17 protein-coding genes and 1 pseudogene are annotated in these 17,668 nt (G+C 43.7%); 5 read left to right on the top strand and 13 right to left on the bottom strand.

The window, feature by feature from the left end; translation table 11 throughout:
* Positions 1–156: 156 nt before the first annotated feature.
* Positions 157–471, bottom strand: a complete 315-nt coding sequence (locus VL20_RS19175) for a hypothetical protein (protein ID WP_002758945.1) — start codon at positions 469–471, stop codon at positions 157–159.
* Positions 472–860: 389 nt separating this feature from the next.
* Here VL20_RS19175 and VL20_RS19180 point away from each other — a divergent pair, with 389 nt between their 5' ends.
* The 3 genes from VL20_RS19180 to VL20_RS19190 all read left to right on the top strand — a co-directional run bounded on the left by VL20_RS19180 (position 861) and on the right by VL20_RS19190 (position 3,733).
* A complete protein-coding gene (locus VL20_RS19180; RefSeq protein WP_002758944.1) occupies positions 861–1,364 on the top strand; it encodes a hypothetical protein in 504 nt (167 codons plus the stop codon).
* Positions 1,365–1,871: 507 nt separating this feature from the next.
* Positions 1,872–3,086 (top strand): hypothetical protein, encoded by a 1,215-nt coding sequence (locus VL20_RS19185; RefSeq protein ID WP_052277473.1) that lies wholly within the window; start codon positions 1,872–1,874, stop codon positions 3,084–3,086.
* Between the two features lie 47 nt (positions 3,087–3,133).
* The gene (locus VL20_RS19190; protein WP_052277474.1) at positions 3,134–3,733 is read left to right on the top strand and encodes a hypothetical protein; all 600 of its coding nucleotides are present in this window, start codon (positions 3,134–3,136) and stop codon (positions 3,731–3,733) included.
* A 110-nt stretch (positions 3,734–3,843) separates the two neighbouring features.
* Here VL20_RS19190 and VL20_RS19195 read toward each other — a convergent pair whose 3' ends face one another.
* From VL20_RS19195 to VL20_RS19225, 6 genes are all read right to left on the bottom strand, one after another.
* On the bottom strand, positions 3,844–5,049 hold the full coding sequence (locus VL20_RS19195; protein ID WP_052277475.1) for a tetratricopeptide repeat-containing S1 family peptidase: 1,206 nt from the start codon (positions 5,047–5,049) through the stop codon (positions 3,844–3,846).
* Positions 5,050–5,078: 29 nt separating this feature from the next.
* Entirely contained in the window at positions 5,079–6,008 is a 930-nt protein-coding gene (locus VL20_RS19200; RefSeq protein ID WP_052277476.1) for a S1 family peptidase, read from the bottom strand.
* Positions 6,009–6,114: 106 nt separating this feature from the next.
* Positions 6,115–6,738 (bottom strand): COP23 domain-containing protein, encoded by a 624-nt coding sequence (locus tag VL20_RS19205; protein ID WP_052277477.1) that lies wholly within the window; start codon positions 6,736–6,738, stop codon positions 6,115–6,117.
* A gap of 160 nt (positions 6,739–6,898) precedes the next feature.
* Complete coding sequence (locus VL20_RS19210; RefSeq protein ID WP_052277478.1) at positions 6,899–7,987, bottom strand: isocitrate/isopropylmalate family dehydrogenase; 1,089 nt, start codon at positions 7,985–7,987, stop codon at positions 6,899–6,901.
* Positions 7,988–8,394: 407 nt separating this feature from the next.
* Entirely contained in the window at positions 8,395–8,631 is a 237-nt protein-coding gene (locus VL20_RS19215) for a NifU family protein (protein ID WP_052277479.1), read from the bottom strand.
* A 407-nt stretch (positions 8,632–9,038) separates the two neighbouring features.
* Complete coding sequence (locus tag VL20_RS19225; RefSeq protein WP_004268696.1) at positions 9,039–9,686, bottom strand: DUF3386 domain-containing protein; 648 nt, start codon at positions 9,684–9,686, stop codon at positions 9,039–9,041.
* Positions 9,687–9,873: 187 nt separating this feature from the next.
* Here VL20_RS19225 and VL20_RS19230 point away from each other — a divergent pair, with 187 nt between their 5' ends.
* Positions 9,874–10,119 (top strand): type II toxin-antitoxin system HicB family antitoxin, encoded by a 246-nt coding sequence (locus VL20_RS19230; RefSeq protein WP_002749457.1) that lies wholly within the window; start codon positions 9,874–9,876, stop codon positions 10,117–10,119.
* Between the two features lie 303 nt (positions 10,120–10,422).
* Positions 10,423–12,185: pseudogene (locus VL20_RS19235) on the top strand (SUMF1/EgtB/PvdO family nonheme iron enzyme).
* Between the two features lie 455 nt (positions 12,186–12,640).
* Here VL20_RS19235 and VL20_RS19240 read toward each other — a convergent pair.
* From VL20_RS19240 to VL20_RS33840, 6 genes are all read right to left on the bottom strand, one after another.
* Positions 12,641–13,447, bottom strand: a complete 807-nt coding sequence (locus VL20_RS19240) for an Rpn family recombination-promoting nuclease/putative transposase (protein ID WP_052277481.1) — start codon at positions 13,445–13,447, stop codon at positions 12,641–12,643.
* 214 nt (positions 13,448–13,661) lie between these two features.
* Positions 13,662–14,540, bottom strand: a complete 879-nt coding sequence (locus VL20_RS19245; protein ID WP_052277482.1) for an Rpn family recombination-promoting nuclease/putative transposase — start codon at positions 14,538–14,540, stop codon at positions 13,662–13,664.
* Positions 14,541–14,702: 162 nt separating this feature from the next.
* Positions 14,703–15,485 carry an Rpn family recombination-promoting nuclease/putative transposase gene (locus VL20_RS19250; protein ID WP_052277483.1) on the bottom strand — a complete coding sequence of 261 codons (783 nt, stop codon included), beginning with the start codon at positions 15,483–15,485 and terminating at the stop codon, positions 14,703–14,705.
* Between the two features lie 162 nt (positions 15,486–15,647).
* Positions 15,648–16,430, bottom strand: a complete 783-nt coding sequence (locus VL20_RS19255) for an Rpn family recombination-promoting nuclease/putative transposase (protein WP_052277484.1) — start codon at positions 16,428–16,430, stop codon at positions 15,648–15,650.
* A 162-nt stretch (positions 16,431–16,592) separates the two neighbouring features.
* A complete protein-coding gene (locus tag VL20_RS19260) occupies positions 16,593–17,411 on the bottom strand; it encodes an Rpn family recombination-promoting nuclease/putative transposase (protein ID WP_052277485.1) in 819 nt (272 codons plus the stop codon).
* A gap of 95 nt (positions 17,412–17,506) precedes the next feature.
* A complete protein-coding gene (locus VL20_RS33840; RefSeq protein ID WP_369800415.1) occupies positions 17,507–17,662 on the bottom strand; it encodes a type II toxin-antitoxin system HicB family antitoxin in 156 nt (51 codons plus the stop codon).
* Between the last annotated feature and the right edge of the window lie 6 nt (positions 17,663–17,668).

The following is a 17,668-nucleotide window of genomic DNA, read 5'->3' on the forward strand; positions in this document are numbered from 1 at the left end:
GGATAATCTTTACCAGACAAAGTGTTTTAAAACAAGTTAAATTTACAAAAATTTACAAAAATTAAGAACGAGAAACCCCGACGCAAACAAGGGTAAAAACTGCTGGAGACGTTGCTGACAACGTCTCCAGATTATTTATTGGGGATTTGGTCGGATTTAGCCAGCTGCGGGTACACGGCTGCCGCTAACTCCGGGTACAGGACCACGACGAATGTTGGTTTCCGTTTCGATGGGAACGAATTCAATATGATTAAGGAGGGTAGTAACGAAAGCAAAGAGTAAAAAAGGCAAAGAGAGGACGACGACTAACCCCACGGTAGCGAGGGCGAAAATTTGTCTAGTGCTACTCCAAAGAGCTAGAGTGGAAGCCAGAGTAAGAAAAATAACGATTAACCAGACGATTATTTGTCCGTAAATATCTCCGAAGGTGAGGGTGCAAACCATGCGATAGTTACGAAAATCCTTATCCATAACAGTAAACCCGTAGATAGTCAGTTATTGTTTTAGGGTAAGTCTAGAATCGTTAGCTTGGTCAATATTTAAAGGTTTTTATAAACACTTGTTGATAAATCTTTACAATTCCGCCCCGAGCGGGTAGCCAAATCTAGAGATAAGTAGGGAGGCACAATTATTTGTAGGATGGGTTAGCGGTAGCGTAACCCATCGGGGCGTTGGGTTTCATGCTTCAACCCAACCTACGTTCATCTTATATTTAATTCCACCCACCTACTTAAGAGCGGTATTGTTTGGTTGCTCTCCTCAGAATTGATAAGAATTGCTAAGAATTACCAAAAAACTGGCCATAATTTTGGCGAACGCTCTTTACAATTAAATTATAAAGGCAAGGAGGAGCAAGCCTAATGAAAACTTTTGTTGAGCGTTATTGGTCTTGGTTTAATTGGACAACCTTAGCGATGGTTGTTCTCGGTTTCTGGTTAAGTGCCAGTTTCGTCATCGATTTAATCATTCTCCCCAGCTTATCCGTAGCTGGCATGATGACACAAAATGGCTTTGCCAGTGCTGGTTACTTGCTATTTGGCATTTTTAACCATCTGGAATTAGTTTGTGCGGCGATTGTGCTGTGTAGCTTTGTTGTCTTCCACCGCTATCATACCTTAATCCATCTCCCCGAACATCGATCGCTTCTATTCGCTGGTGTTCTCTTAGTAATCACCCTAATTTACACCTATTTTCTCACTCCCAATCTGAGTGCTATGGGTTTACTGGCTCCCGTTGCCGCGTCGGGAATGTCGGGAGAAATGATGTCTTTGCAGATTGGTTACTGGTGTCTAGAAGTGGTTAAGGGTTTAATAGCTTTCACCCTGTTGCGCTGGTGTTGGCGAGATGCCTTTAAGTTAGCTTAGTTGTTGATTAAAAGCGGGGTTCAACCCGCTTTTTTTAGTTCTAGCAATATAATCCGCCTATTTGATTTCTGAACAGAGACGCAGCGCATCCAGCAAAGCCAAGAATACAAGTCATAAGTAGTCATGCAAAATTAATTACCTGCCCGATCGAGCTAAAACCCTTACGGGGCAATGATCGTCATGTGTAAATAATTTTGCCTAGGTACTTAAATATTTTAAACTTCATTTAGGTGCCCTAGGGGATTCCATGATTGATAACGGACAAGTTTAATAATTTGCTATCTAAGAATAAATCAGAACGTAGGTTGGGTTGAAGCATGAAACCCAACGCCCGCTCATGTTACGCTACCGCTAACCCATCCTACAAATAATTGTGCCTCCCTACTTATCTAAGAATAAATCTAGGGGATTCCATGATTGATAACGGACAACTTTAATAACTTGCTATCTAAAAATAAATCAGTTACAATCTTTACAAATTAACTTCGTCTGTGAGGAAAGCTGGAAGTGTTGTTAAAAAAAGCCAAAAGAAACAGCCAGATGAGACACATATTTTCCGGAGGAATTTTCATTGCCTCCTGTGTGGGTACAGCCATACTTTGCGATGGGGTGAAGGCCCTTCCTTCTCCCTTAGACATTGAGGATGCTTCTATTCGGGTATCCCGGGAAAAAATTATCATTAATTCCCCCGTGGAATTAGAGAGGACAGACAGAATTCTGACCGCCAATTCCTTCTCGACAACCGAGGGATTAGCCAATAGTAATCTGCCCTCATCCTTAGAAAATAAGTCAGAGAAATCTTCCCGCGATACTTTAGCAACAGAAAAGACCAGGACAATTTCAACCCTAGAAGAATGGAAGGCGAATCTAGGGACAATGCAAGCGAGTCAGCTTTTACCGGCAGGGAATAATAACGCTCCAGAAGTCGAAAAATGGCAAGCGCAAGCATCCACCCCCGTTGATACCAATGTTTCCCCCGAATTACAGCGTTTACGTCAAGAGTTTCTGATTGAGGAACCGAAAACCCTTTCTGTGAAACTGGCAGAATTTGTGGTTGCCCCTAGTGGCAGTATCTCTACTCCCATCGGTTTTGGAGCCAATTTTGGGCAGATTTTCGGTGGTTTCGCTTTCCAGTCGAGAACCCGTTTTACCAATCAAGCAGATGGCGGGTTAGCCCTAGGAGTCGGTTTAGGAGAACGCCAGAAAATTGTCGGTTTAGATGTAACTCTGGCGATTTTGAGCCTTTTTGGTGATAACGCTGGACGGGGCAGTTTTAGCTTTAAAATTCACCGTTCTCTGCCAGAAGGTTTTGCTGTGGCCCTAGGATTTGAAAATGCTATTAACTGGGGTGGGACAGATGCCGGTAGCAGTATCTACGGGGTGGTGAGCAAATTTTTTCAGTTCACAGAAACAACGGCAGAACCCTTTAGTCAATTGACGCTCTCTTTGGGTGTTGGTGGTGGTCGTTTTCGCTCGGAAGGAGCCATCGAAGATGGGGTAAATTCCCTCGGTGTCTTTGCTAGTGCGGGTTTACGAATTGTTGAACCGGTCTCGGCCATTGTCGAATGGTCGGGTCAAGATTTAAACGCAGGTATTTCCCTGATTCCTTTCCCGAAAGTCCCCTTGACGGTTAACCTTGCCGGTGCTGATTTAACGGGCAATGCTGGGGACGGCGCTCGCTTCGTCATGAGTATCGGCTACAATTACTTTTTCCCCCGTTAGTCAGTTTTTACACTATTAATTTAGCTTTTTGAATGAGGATAAAGACCATGTTGATGAAATGGTTGACTAATTGGCAAGTTTCCCTAGTGGCGGCGGTTTTGCTGACCAATGCCCTAGTCTCTCCCGTTATGGCGCAAACCGGCAACCAATCCGATGCCACTGGCCCAATTCTTTCCACCGGTGATTTTGCCGGTCAAACTTTCCCCAGCACCACGACGGTAACGGGATTTCAGGGGGGAGAACCGGCTCAAATCGCTGTTAATCAGGCGGCTGCTTCTCTGAATACTCTTTTAGCCAGTAATAATTTAACCTCCCCCACGGGTACCCCGATTCCCGCAGCCGTTCAGCAATCGCTACTGAGCATCTTAACAGGGGATGCACAGGCGGGTAATAATATCAATGCTGTCATTGCTGCTCTTTACTCAGCCCCCGGCGCAGCGCCTTTAAATGTTATTGAAGACTTATTGGCCAGCTTAGAGAGACTGCTCAAAGATAAGAAGGTAGTTCCAGCTAAATTGCTGGCGGCGGTGCGGGCCTATAATGCGATGATTTTAGCCAGTAACGAAGAGTTTCTCCGCAATCCTCCCGCAGAACTACGAGCAATTCAAGCATTCTTAGCTAAATTGGTGCAACCCACTATTAGCTAACCGCATTTTCCCTACTGACTTGAAAGAGGGTGTGGGGTGTGGGGTGTGGGGTGTAGGGAAGGAAACCTCTTTCATCTGTGGGGGTGAAAATTTTTTCATCGGGACTGACTTCACCATAGTCTCCTTGGATTAGAGGGCTGTGGTGAAGGCTCCACGGTGGGCGCGGTGGTTGGCTGTGAGGGGGTTAGAGAAGGGGTATTTCCTCCCCCTAAAGATTCTTGGAGCTTGTCTCGCAGTTTTTTGGCGGTATCGGACTTAGGATTAATTTTGAGAGCTTGTTCGTAGGCGGCCAGCGCCTCTTGGGAGCGTTTCCAGTAGGTCAAGACCAGACCTTTCCCATACCAAGCTTGATAGAGTTGAGCATCGAGTTGCAAGGCTTTTTCATAGGCGGCATAGGCGAGGGATAATTGTCCTAACCGCCACATTGTATTGCCTTGATTGAGCCAGTTTAGGGGATTAGTATCGTTATTATTGGGAACTTGAAAAGCCTTGTATAATTCATCCCCAATTTCTTGCAAAGATAAGGCATTGGGAGGCGAATTTTCGACATTTATCTGCCCTTGAATGCCAGACCGGGGTGCTAATTTCAAAAAAGTAGTGATGGGAATAGCGAGACTAAAGCCAATTGGCACGGGAACCTTTTCGATTTTTTCGGCTTCATTTTGTCCGTGAACCGCAATGACTCGTCCATTGAGATCCAACACTGGACCGCCACTCATGCCCCCATAGGTGACACTGGTATAAACTATCTCATACCCCAACTCTGGGGGAAATATTTTCAGCAAGGGTGTAATGGCCTTGGGTAGCACTTTCCCCACATTGAACAATCGTTTCCGCTGGCCGATAAATTTCGGGTCCGGCCATCCAGAAGCAAAAATAAATTGTTCGTCAGCTACTTGATAGTTAGCCAAGGTCGCTAATTGATAATTTTGGTCGCTCTGAAACTGTACGAGAGCTAGATCTACTCCGGGTAATTTTTTGATGCTATTGTAATCGAGCGGATATTGCTTGCCATCCCAGGTAATAATTTTTAGTTGATCGTAATAGAACTTGCAGGCATCTCTAGCATCTTTACAGATTACATGACTAGCAGTAAGAACAGTATAAACTTTTCCTTCTTTGGCAATAATCGATCCAGAGCCATTAGCAGTAATTTTCCCATTCGCCCCCTCTTCTTCTGAGGGGATTAAAACGGTAATCTTTTCAGCAATTTTTTCTATCTGCTCAGTTGTTGATGCCTTAGCAATCTGAGGAGAAACCACAAACACCGCTAGACCAACTAGGGCGGCGGAAATTTTCAAGAAATTGTTGCTCATTCTGGTTTAAAAATACAGTTGAGTGGAATTTACCAGAGTGGTGTGGGAGCGGGATTCTTTTCTCTTGGGGTTGACGAGGGTGGAGAAGGAAAATCTTCCGAGAAAGTTGGTTCTCTATGGGTGGGAACCGATGGGGGTGAAACTGCGGGCCGTTGCCGACTGGAAGCAGATGGAGAAGATGACCCCGATTGCAAAAAAGTCCCGATAGGAATCGCCCAACTTAATCGACTCATTTGTTCCCACAGTGCTGGTGAAGTCACTGTTCCATCAGCAAAAACGTAGGATTTACCCCAGAGAGGATAAGCATGAATGCCGTTAATACCAATAACTTTACCTTGCCGATTCAGCAGCGGTCCGCCACTCATGCCATTTTTAATCTTATTGGTGTAGCCGATTTGGTAGCCTCCCGAAAAGGATTTATCACTGAAAAGCGACAGTTTACCCACGGTGAAGGTAAATCCTTGTTCTGTCGGGCGATCGCCATCGAAGGGAAAGCCAGCGGCGAAAACTTCATCTCCGATAGCGAGATCATCGACATTAGCCAAATCAGCAATAGAATAAACTTGGCTACTGCGAAAAGAAACTAAGCCTAAATCATAATCATTCAAGCGAACTGTTCTGACCAACTCACCCCGATGTATCTTGCCGTCAGGGGTTTGTATTTGCCAACCCCGATAGCGATACCGCCCTAAAACATGGTCATTCGTGAGGACTTTGTAGGAACCACCCTGCTTTTCAACTAAAATGCCCGAACCCCAGCCTTGCCCTGATAACACCTTAACGGTAATTGCTCTGGCTAACTGACGCAGCTGTTGTTCTGAAAGTTGCTGAGAGCTATGGGCATTGGCCTGGTTAGGTTCCAGAGCAGGAGCATAGCTTTGGACAGCAAGCAAAGGTGTGGACAGTCCCAATAATAAACTGCCCGCACCAGCCAAAATTCTTTTTATAGGCCGACTCACTTGATTACTATGCTCCTATCTATAGAACTAGAAAAGTTTACCAAACAGCGGGCGTTGGGTTTCCTTGCGTCAACCCAACCTACCTTATCTATAGAACTAGAAAAGTTTACCAAACAGAACCGCCTGATGGTTTTTGGGGGGGTTGTTCGGGAGAAGTCTCCGGCAGTGGAGAGGGGGACGAACCGGTGGCAGGATTTGTTTCCACGGGAGCATTTTCTAGGAATTTATTGAAATAGACAATGACAGAATCCGATGAGCTTTCAAACAAAGGCTCGATGGCGCCTGTCTCCCGGAGGTCGAATAGCTGTTGGATTTTCTCGGTTGCGTCTTCCCCTTTCTTGAGGGTAAATAATAGGTTACTGCTATTTGCCCGTTCTCGTCCATGACTAGGGGAATAGATGACCGGCAGACCATTGAGATAGCCAGTGGTAATAATATCAATTCCTCTAGGTCGAGCGTCAAGGGTATTGAATCGTTTAGTTACTTCTAGACACCGTTGCCGGGGAGTGTAACCGGAACCGCTAGAATAACCAGAAACCCAACGAATCACAGGTTTGCGTTCATTAGAGCCGACTTTGACATAGGTTGTGGGAACTCCCACATGGGGGCCTGTCACTGGTAAAAGACACTCGAATCTGGCTTGAGCTTGGCTCGGTGATTGTAAGGTCAAGGCAGCTCCTACACCAATCAGAGCAATAGTCAGAGTTTTTGTCAAAGTTTGTAATGTCATTGTCCTTATCCTAATCCTGCAAAGGGACTCTACTATACACTTCAAAGGTAGCTATTATCTCTCCGCAAAACCAACAAAAGCAAGGCCTTTGCAACAATTCTTATTTTTTTGGATTAGCTTTTCTTCAAACTCCTTTAAGAGAGCAATCAGATGAGTTCGTTTACCCCAAAGCAGACCAAACTTCTAACTTACTGACCACACGACGAATCACCTCATCGGTAAACTCACTCATGGTCATTTGGCCCCCTAAATCGGGGGTTTTTTTGCCCTCGTGAATAGTTTCAAAGACACTTTCATAAATTGCCCGAGAAGCTTTGCGCGCTTCGCTAGTTTCGATATAACCTAACAAAGCTGCCGAGGCTAAAATCATCGCCATGGGATTAGCGATATTTTTGCCCTCTAAAGCCGGGGCCGTGCCGTGGGGAGCTTCTGCCATAATGGTTTTAACCGCTAAGGTCTCCTCATCAAATCCCAAAACTAAACTTTCGGCCCCGGCAATACTGCCATAGAGTTGCAAGACAAAATCAGATAATAAATCGCCATCGCGATTAAGTGCTGGAATCACCAAAGCTTCGCCGTCGGTTTGTAAAAGTAGGGCAAAAGTTGCATCAATTAACAGGGGTTGATAACGCACTTCCGGATGTCTTTGGGCCGCCGCGTCTAATTCCTCTTTAAACATCCCTTCGTAGGTGGCACTAACGGTGAATTTTGGGCCGCCAAATACCCGCGCCCCGGTTTTTTTGGCCTGTTGAAAGGTAAACTCGGCCACAGCGCGACTGGTAGCCCTAGAAATGCGCGAGGTGCGATAGGCAATTTCATCGCCGGTGGCAGTGGTTTCTCGCCATTCTTTGGCCCCGTAGGCATCGTCAACGGCCATGCGGACAATGGCAATGGGAGAATAAACGCCCCCAATCGGACGAATACCGGGGATACGGCGACCGATGCGGAGAATTACCTGAGAATTCATTGCTTCTCTTAAAATAGCGTTGGGACTGCCCACATCTCCTTTGATTTCTGGGGTGATAGTAGCAGCTTTCAGGGCTAATCCGGTTTTTAGAGTCGCTTCAGCGGCCTCGTGAACCACTTGATTGTTACTCTGGCGACGCTGGGCTAAACTAAGATCAAAATCGGCAAAGTTAAGGGGTTGACGAATTATCGAGGGTTGTAATAGTCTCAGGGCTTCTAGTAATAGTTCTTCTCCAGTTTGGTCGCCGTGCATGACCACAATGGTGGGGATATTTTCCGTCATAATTTTTGAGTTTTAATAAAAATTGTCAAGTATATCTTAATGCTTAATTGACCGTTTAATCGGCTAAAAAAGATACTTTTTACCTTAATTAATTCTGTAATTTTATCAATCTTGTAAGTAGCTGGTTATAATTAAATTGAAGATAGATTTTGGGTTTGATCCCCCCTGCCCCCCTTGATAAGGGGGGTGCCGGTAGGCGGGGGATCTACCCTTGATAAGGGGGGTTCGATCCCCCTGCCCCCCTTGATAAGGGGGGTGCCGGTAGGCGGGGGATCTACCCTTAATAAGGGTGGTTTCTGAAAGTTTTTAACACCTAGCCACTTAGAAAAAAATATATAATTAATATTATGCCCGATCGCTAATTAAATTAACAATCGGGCGCTAGTGAGAATTAATTAACCCAAGATTTAGAAAGCTTGTTCAACTTCGGCAATGTCTGGAATCATTTCCCGGAGACGGCGTTCGATGCCCATTTTTAGGGTCATGGTGGAACTGGGACAGGAACCGCAAGCGCCTTGAAGACGCAGTTTGACGACTGGCCCGTCGATTTCGACTAATTCCACGTTACCACCATCCGCCATCAGGTAGGGGCGCATTTCATCTAAAACTTGTTCGACGTTATCAGGAGTCAGTGTTAAAGACATAATCAGCTTCTGGTCAGAGATTTATTACAGTGTAAGTAAGTGGTTTCAATTAAATTGAAGATAGATCTTGTCTTTGATCCCCCCTGCCCCCCTTGATAAGGGGGGTGCCGATAGGCGGGGGGATCTACCCTTGATAAGGGGGGATCCCCCCTTAATCCCCCCCTTATTAAGGGGGTGCCGATAGGCGGGGGGATCTACCCTTGATAAGGGGGGTGCCGATAGGCGGGGGGATCTACCCTTAATAAGGGGGGCGCCGATAGGCGGGGGATCTACCCTTGATAAGGGGGGTTTGATCCCCCCTGCCCCCCTTGATAAGGGGGGTGCCGATAGGCGGGGGGATCCGACAATTTTTAACACCCACCTACTTAGTTACTTCAATCCTAACGCTTTTTGGGCGGGGATAACCCTTAAGATTCTAAAAGCTGTAGATTGATAAAAGTAAATTCTGTGGTGGATTTTTCGCCCCCCGCGTCGATTGCGTTAATCACTTGACAGGAGGGTAAATAATAATTACCGATTTTTTCGTAGGTTTCCTTAAAGTCACGTTTTCCCTTTAATTCATCGGTTTTAGCATTGCGGAAAATGGCATTATAGCGAATAGAAATATAACCTTCTCCCGTATCGAGACTTTCCTCGGTATTAATAGTAAAAGCCATCGGTCCCATGACTCGACTGACTTGACAGATTTCCTGGCCGCGCACTTTATAATTAGACCCCATCGCATCGCCGGTGACAAGAATTTCTACCGCACCGGTGGGATCATCTTGCCCGAAATTAAACTGGTTTTTGCCGTGGGAGGCATCAAAATTGCCTCTTTTGCGGTGAGTAACGATGTCGCGCATTTGATTATAGATACTTTCTTGCACTTTCTCGTCATCAATGCCCGTTACTTCCACACTATAATCGGCATTAACTTGAATTTTGCCTGTATGGACTTCCTCTCCTTGGGTGAGGATAATATCAGCAGTGTAACCGGGGAATCCTTCATCCCAAGTGTAACGGTTTTCGTAGGCGGAGCGGAAAATATCTCGGGCGTTCGTCGTGGCTACAGTCATAATCGCTTTACTTGTGTTGATAACTCCATTTATATCATTGTCGCTGATTTTTTCGCCTCTGGCCGAGATTTCTAGAAAACTAGATGAATTCCACAGCTTAGGGAAAAGTCAGTTAGAATCGATCAATGACCCGTACCTTGCTCGATTGCCATAAATCTAAATAAGCAAAAAATAAACATGAGCAATTATGACAAAATTAAGTCCAAAAGTTACCGCAATTATTCGTTCTGGTGAACAACAAGGATATGTAGGTGAATGCGTGGAAATTTCGATTGTCACCCAGGGAAATACCTTAGATGAGGTGGTTAATAATCTCCAAGAAGCCATTTTACTGCATTTAGAGGGAGAAGACCCCAGGGAGTTCGGTCTAGTTGCCAAACCTTCTCTACAGATTATATTTGAGTTACAGCCAGTAATTTGTAGGATGGGTTAGCGGTAGCGTAACCCATGCGGGTGTTGGGTTTCATGCTTCAACCCAACCTACATTCTATCCGGCAAAGACATTATGCTGTTCTTAATTTAAATTGCTTGTTGAGAAGAGGCAAGAGGCAAGACCCCCAAACCCCCGACATCGGGGTAGGGTTGATTCATGAATCAACCCTACGATGAATCTATCCTACTATGAATCTACCCTACCGACATCGGGGGGGGTTTAAGGATAGGCGGTTAAGATACGTCTTAGCTGATCAAAAAATCGGGCTAAAATAGAAAAAACTCACCCTCAGCGACCAAGGCGATGGCAGAAGAAACGGCGAAAATCAAGCTTTATCGGAAAACCTATCAACTTCCCCAACTAAATCGCCCCGATTTATTAATTTTGCAGGATCAGATTCAAGAAAGACAGCAACTGATTAAAACCGGAAAACGGGTCCGCAATACATGGTTAGGATTGAGGAAAAAAGAAGAACCCCTCAATTTCGAGGAAACTTTTCAAGAATTAGAAAGATTAGTCAAGGACTATAACCAGTTAATCAGATTTCTCACCGACCATAAGGATGAATACCGGCGGTTTTTCCAGTCACTGACCGAGGAAATCAAGGAGGCAGTGGCGGTTAAATGCCAGAAATTGGCAGAAACAGAGCGAAAACGCCAATCTTTGGAGAATAGCATCGGCTCGGCCGAACTGCGAGATACCCTGAGACTACAGAAACAGCAGATTTTCCGCACCGTGATTCTTGTTGGTCGCGCCAGCTTGCTCATGCTCAAGAAAATCGACCTAATCAGCGAAAGTATCCAGAAATTAGCTGAAGATCAGGATACACAAAAACAGGTTTTCTCGAAAATGATCGGCGAGTTGAACGGGTACAAACAAGTGTATCAGTTGCAGCTGGAGTTAGATAGTCTGGAAAAAGAAGCGATCGAAATGGCCAAAGTAGCCATTAATCTAGAACAATACCTAAAACCAATTATCGGGCAGTTTCAAGGCTTAATCGATCGAGTAGTGACCATTGACGGGGAACTTTCCCGCAGTGTCAGCGAAGTGGAATCCCTCGTCCAGAACATTCTTAGTTCCGAATCGGCCGTATCTTTCCGCAAAAACGAGAATCTATCGGCTAGTTTGCTCAATTTCCTCGTCACCAGCGAAGAAAAGCGCGGCCGTTTAGCGATCGCATTAGAGCGAGCCGAGCAGGAAGGATGGCAATGGACAGACGTGGAAATCCCCGACGAGGAAATCGAACTCGAAACCGCCATTCAACGCATCAACGACCATGTAATCGAGAGAGTCGGGAATTTTAGCACCTCCGTCGTCGGTGACTCTCCTATTCCTCAAACTTCATTTACCGAAAACCTACCCAACGGAGTAACACTGAAGATGGTGAGCTTACCAGCAGGTCAATTTCTCATGGGATCTCCTGACAGTGATCCCGATGCTCGCGATAATGAAAAGCCTCAACACCAAGTTCAAGTCAACAGTTTTGCTATTGGGAAATATCCTGTCACTCAGGCACAATATGAAGCAGTAATGGGAACCAATCCCTCTTATTTTAAAAACAATCCCCAAAATCCGGTAGAAAAGGTTAGTTGGAATGATGCTCAAGCCTTTTGTCAGAAATTGAGTCGAATAACAGGGAAAACCTATCGCCTCCCCACAGAAGCGGAATGGGAATATGCCTGTCGTGGGGGACAACCACTCGCTATTATTTCGGTGATGATGCTAATCAGTTAGGAGATTACGCTTGGTATAACGGAAATTCTCAGCAGACAATTCATCCTGTGGGTCAGAAAAAGCCCAATGCTTGGGGACTCCATGACATGATTGGCAATGTTTGGGAGTGGTGCGAAGACGATTGGCATAGTACCTATGAGAATGCGCCAAAGGATGGCAGTGCTTGGATAACAAATTATCAAAGAGCCAATCCTTTCAAAATAGTGCGCGGCGGCTCTTGGGAGACTTCATCAAGGTACTGCCGTTCCGCTAACCGCCACGACGATTACACCCGCATAATAGGCCATTTCGGTTACGGTTTTCGGGTTGCGTGTGTCTCCCCAGGACTTTAACCCTTTGTTCTTTTGCTCTTTTGCCCTTTGTCTCCCGCCTAAGGGCGGGTCGATTTTTTTTGAGATTTTTAATGGCTTCCATTACTGTTAATATCTCAGATGAACAGTTGAAGACTTAATTAGGGTTTGCATAGAAGATTCGATTTTCAATTTCTGTCGATGGCGTTTGGAACAAGGGGTTAAGGCTTGTGTTCGATGCCATCAAATCATTACAGATATGCCAATAATCCCAGATGATAGAGAATAGATATTTCCGAAAATTAAATATGCGTAACCTGAAACCCTTGGTAGGGACAATTCATGAATTGTCCCTACGTTTTCGGAGTAAAATTCATGAATTGTCCCTACGTTTTCGGAGATGTCTAATGATGACACAGCTAGTCTCTCTGCTATAGTACAAAAGTCGTTTAGCATGATACGCTATCTAACCTTATTGCGATCGCGTTGAACTTTTCCTATTCCCCTTGAGTTGCTTGTTTAACCTGTTCGATTTCTAATTCTAAAGCCTGTGCTATCTGTTCAAAGTTTAATCCTAAGGCCAATAAACGAGGAATAGAGGCTAATTTTGCCGCTAATTCGCCTTCTTGTCGGCCTTCTTCTCTACCTTCCTCTCTACCTTCTTCTAAAGCTTCCTGATACACTTTAGTTTGTTTTAAATCACTTAAACTAAACATCGCTTCTATCTCCTTTCTACTGACTTGGGGTAACTTATAAACCAAGATTGTCTCTATCAATTCTAAAAGTTCTTGCTGTTGTTTGACCTTAGGGAATGCTTGTCTAATCCGTGGAATTAATTGTTTTCCCTGCTCGATCGCTCTGGCGGTTGGTGCTATAATTAATTGTAACATCGATATTCCCAGGGATTCCACTTCCCTTAATTCCTCGAGATAAAAACGTAAAATCCTGCCGGAGTTGATTAACTCCCCATAACGAGCCGTCTCTACGCTTTCCACTGAACGCCGAGGATAAATAACTACTCCCTGCCAGTTGTTGCTTAAGTCCGTTTGGTGGAGATAGAGGAAGATTTCACTGAAGAAACGGGAATAAAACCTATTATCTTTCTGAAATTGTACTTCTAGGAAATAGATAGGCTGATTGGGTGTATCAGGCAAAAAGACTCCATCGAGACGAAAGGACAATTGTTTAACTTCCACCGAGGAGAATTGATAAGAATTGGCGGTTTCGGGGGGAAGGTTCAACAAATCAAAGAAACAAGCGGGAAATCTTTGTAATAGTTGATAGAAAATACTGTCAGTTTTCACGCAATTAAACTCAAAAAGAGGCCTCTAGTTTAGCAGAAGTTTTTTATTGTGTTCTTCAGTAAGCTCCTGTTTTTGAGCAATTGGGATGACGAAGTAAAAGCTTTTTCGGCAAATTGTCCCCAATTAAGAGAAAGGTTGCGGGATTTTCAGTGTTGCCGATTTTTACTTGATGGCTACCGGCAATTGTATCAATTTGTCAAAGTTTGAACTTTTCCTATTCCCCTTGAGTTGCTTGTCTAACCTGTTCGATCTCTAATTCTAAAGCCTGTGCTATCTGTTCAAAGTTTAATCCTAAGGCCAATAAACGAGGAATAGAGGCTAATTTTGCCGCTAATTCGCCTTCTTGTCGGCCTTCTTGTCGGCCTTCTTGTCGGCCTTCTTGTCGGCCTTCTTGTCGGCCTTCTTGTCGGCCTTCCTCTCTACCTTCCTCTCTACCTTCTTCTCTACCTTCTTCTAAAGCTTCCTGATACACTTTAGTTTGTTTTAAATCGCTTAAACTAAACATCGCTTCTATCTCCTTTCTACTGACTTGGGGTAACTTATAAACCAAAATTGTCTCTATCAATTCTAAAAGTTCTTGCTGTTGTTTGACCTTAGGGAATTCTTGTCTAATCCGTGGAATTAATTGTTTTCCCTGCTCGATCGCTCTGGCGGTTGGTGCTATAATTAACTGTAACATTGATATTCCCAGGGATTCCCCTTCCCTTAATTCCTCGAGATAAAAACGTAAAATTCTGCCTGAGTTGATTAACTCCCCATAACGAGCCGTCTCTACGCTTTCCACTGAACGCCGAGGATAAATAACTACTCCCTGCCAATTGTTGCTTAAGTCCGTTTGGTGGAGATAGAGGAAGATTTCACTGAAGAAACGGGAATAAAACCTATTATCTTTCTGAAATTGTACTTCTAGAAAATAAATAGGCTGATTGGGTGTATCAGGCAAAAAGACTCCATCGAGACGAAAGGACAATTGTTTAACTTCCACCGAGGAGAATTGATAAGAATTGGCGGTTTCGGGGGGAAGGTTCAACAAATCAAAGAAACAAGCGGGAAATCTTTGTAAGAGTTGATAGAAAATACTGTCAGTTTTCACGCAATTAAACTCAAAAAGATGCCTCTAGTTTAGATGACGAAGTAAAAGCTTTTTCGGTAACTTGTCCCCAATTAAAAGAAAGCTGGCGGGATTTTCAGTGTTGCCGATTTTTACTTGATGGCTACCGGCAATTGTATCAATTTGTCAAAGTTTGAACTTTTCCTATTCCCCTTGAGTTGCTTGTCTAACCTGTTCGATTTCTAATTCTAAAGCTTGTGCTATCTGTTCAAAGTTTAATCCTAAGACCAATAAACGAGGAATAGAGGCTAATTTTGCCGCTAATTCGCCTTCTTGTCGGCCTTCTTCTAAAGCTTCCTGATACACTTTAGTTTGTTTTAAATCACTTAAACTAAACATCGCTTCTATCTCCTTTCTACTGACTTGGGGTAACTTATAAACCAAGATTGTCTCTATCAATTCTAAAAGTTCTTGCTGTTGTTTGACCTTAGGGAATGCTTGTCTAATCCGTGGAATTAATTGTTTTCCCTGCTCGATCGCTCTGGCGGTGGGTGCTATAATTAATTGTAACATTGATATTCCCAGGGATTCCCCTTCCCTTAATTCCTCGAGATAAAAACGTAAAATCCTGCCGGAGTTGATTAATTCCCCATAACGAGCCGTCTCTACGCTTTCCACTGAACGCCGAGGATAAATAACTACTCCCTGCCAGTTGTTGCTTAAGTCCGTTTGGTGGAGATAGAGGAAGATTTCACTGAAGAAACGGGAATAAAACCTATTATCTTTCTGAAATTGTACTTCTAGGAAATAAATAGGCTGATTGGGTGTATCAGGCAAAAAGACTCCATCGAGACGAAAGGACAATTGTTTAACTTCCACCGAGGAGAATTGATAAGAATTGGCGGTTTCGGGGGGAAGGTTCAACAAATCAAAGAAACAAGCGGGAAATCTTTGTAAGAGTTGATAGAAAATACTGTCAGTTTTCACGCAATTAAACTCAAAAAGAGGCCTCTAGTTTAGATGACGAAGTAAAAGCTTTTTCGGTAACTTGTCCCCAATTAAAAGAAAGCTGGCGGGATTTTCAGTGTTGCCGATTTTTACTTGATGGCTACCGGCAATTGTATCAATTTGTCAAAGTTTGAACTTTTCCTATTCCCCTTGAGTTGCTTGTCTAACCTGTTCGATTTCTAATTCTAAAGCTTGTGCTATCTGTTCAAAGTTTAATCCTAAGACCAATAAACGAGGAATAGAGGCTAATTTTGCCGCTAATTCGCCTTCTTGTCGGCCTTCTTCTAAAGCTTCCTGATACACTTTAGTTTGTTTTAAATCACTTAAACTAAACATCGCTTCTATCTCCTTTCTACTGACTTGGGGTAACTTATAAACCAAGATTGTCTCTATCAATTCTAAAAGTTCTTGCTGTTGTTTGACCTTAGGGAATGCTTGTCTAATCCGTGGAATTAATTGTTTTCCCTGCTCGATCGCTCTGGCGGTGGGTGCTATAATTAATTGTAACATTGATATTCCCAGGGATTCCCCTTCCCTTAATTCCTCGAGATAAAAACGTAAAATCCTGCCTGAGTTGATTAATTCCCCATAACGAGCCGTCTCTAAGCTTTCCACTGAACGCCGAGGATAAATAACTACTCCCTGCCAGTTGTTGCTTAAGTCCGTTTGGTGGAGATAGAGGAAGATTTCACTGAAGAAACGGGAATAAAACCTATTATCTTTCTGAAATTGTACTTCTAGGAAATAAATAGGCTGATTGGTTGTATCAGGCAAAAAGACTCCATCGAGACGAAAGGACAATTGTTTAACTTCCACCGAGGAGAATTGATAAGAATTGGCGGTTTCGGGGGGAAGGTTCAACAAATCAAAGAAACAAGCGGGAAATCTTTGTAAGAGTTGATAGAAAATACTGTCAGTTTTCACGCAATTAAACTCAAAAAGAGGCCTCTAGTTTAGATGACGAAGTAAAAGCTTTTTCGGTAACTTGTCCCCAATTAAAAGAAAGCTGGCGGGATTTTCAGTGTTGCCGATTTTTACTTGATGGCTACCGGCAATTGTATCAATTTGTCAAAGTTTGAACTTTTCCTATTCCCCTTGAGTTGCTTGTCTAACCTGTTCGATTTCTAATTCTAAAGCTTGTGCTATCTGTTCAAAGTTTAATCCTAAGGCCAATAAACGAGGAATAGAAGCTAATTTTGCCGCTAATTCGCCTTCTTGTCGGCCTTCCTCTCTACCTTCCTCTCTACCTTCTTCTCTACCTTCCTCTAAAGCTTCCTGATACACTTTAGTTTGTTTTAAATCACTTAAACTAAACATCGCTTCTATCTCCTTTCTACTGACTTGGGGTAACTTATAAACCAAGATTGTCTCTATCAATTCTAAAAGTTCTTGCTGTTGTTTGACCTTAGGGAATGCTTGTCTAATCCGTGGAATTAATTGTTTTCCCTGCTCGATCGCTCTGGCGGTTGGTGCTATAATTAATTGTAACATCGATATTCCCAGGGATTCCACTTCCCTTAATTCCTCGAGATAAAAACGTAAAATCCTGCCTGAGTTGATTAACTCCCCATAACGAGCCGTCTCTACGCTTTCCACTGAACGCCGAGGATAAATAACTACTCCCTGCCAGTTGTTGCTTAAGTCCGTTTGGTGGAGATAGAGGAAGATTTCACTGAAGAAACGGGAATAAAACCTATTATCTTTCTGAAATTGTACTTCGAGGAAATAGATAGGCTGATTGGTTGTATCAGGCAAAAAGACTCCATCGAGACGAAAGGACAATTGTTTAACTTCCACCGAGGAGAATTGATAAGAATTGGCGGTTTCGGGGGGAAGGTTCAACAAATCAAAGAAACAAGCGGGAAATCTTTGTAAGAGTTGATAAAAAATACTGTCAGTTTTCACGCAATTAAACTCAAAAAGAGGCCTCTAGTTTAGCAGAAGTTTTTTATTGTATTCTTCAGGAAGCTCCTGTTTTTGAGCAATTGGGATGACGACTGTTACCCAACACCATCGGAACCAAGATTAAATAGGGTATGATGGAGGTTGGATAGATTTTCTCCTATACTTTCTCCCCAAGTATGACAATCGGGGAAAGCTGGAACGGTGGCACACCATAAATCATCCTCTTGCCAAACAATAACTTTAATATTCATCTTTAA

Origin of the sequence: Microcystis panniformis FACHB-1757 (assembly GCF_001264245.1) — a bacterium.
GTDB lineage: Bacteria > Cyanobacteriota > Cyanobacteriia > Cyanobacteriales > Microcystaceae > Microcystis > Microcystis panniformis.

Excerpts from the sequence above, each read along its gene's own strand:
- VL20_RS19175 (WP_002758945.1), bottom strand. The coding sequence starts at position 471 with ATGGATAAGGATTTTCGTAACTATCGCATGGTTTGCACCCTCACCTTC.
- VL20_RS19180 (WP_002758944.1), top strand. The coding sequence starts at position 861 with ATGAAAACTTTTGTTGAGCGTTATTGGTCTTGGTTTAATTGGACAACC.
- VL20_RS19190 (WP_052277474.1), top strand. The coding sequence starts at position 3,134 with ATGTTGATGAAATGGTTGACTAATTGGCAAGTTTCCCTAGTGGCGGCG.
- VL20_RS19195 (WP_052277475.1), bottom strand. The coding sequence starts at position 5,049 with ATGAGCAACAATTTCTTGAAAATTTCCGCCGCCCTAGTTGGTCTAGCG.
- VL20_RS19205 (WP_052277477.1), bottom strand. The coding sequence starts at position 6,738 with ATGACATTACAAACTTTGACAAAAACTCTGACTATTGCTCTGATTGGT.
- VL20_RS19210 (WP_052277478.1), bottom strand. The coding sequence starts at position 7,987 with ATGACGGAAAATATCCCCACCATTGTGGTCATGCACGGCGACCAAACT.
- VL20_RS19215 (WP_052277479.1), bottom strand. The coding sequence starts at position 8,631 with ATGTCTTTAACACTGACTCCTGATAACGTCGAACAAGTTTTAGATGAA.
- VL20_RS19225 (WP_004268696.1), bottom strand. The coding sequence starts at position 9,686 with ATGACTGTAGCCACGACGAACGCCCGAGATATTTTCCGCTCCGCCTAC.
- VL20_RS19230 (WP_002749457.1), top strand. The coding sequence starts at position 9,874 with ATGACAAAATTAAGTCCAAAAGTTACCGCAATTATTCGTTCTGGTGAA.
- VL20_RS33840 (WP_369800415.1), bottom strand. The coding sequence starts at position 17,662 with ATGAATATTAAAGTTATTGTTTGGCAAGAGGATGATTTATGGTGTGCC.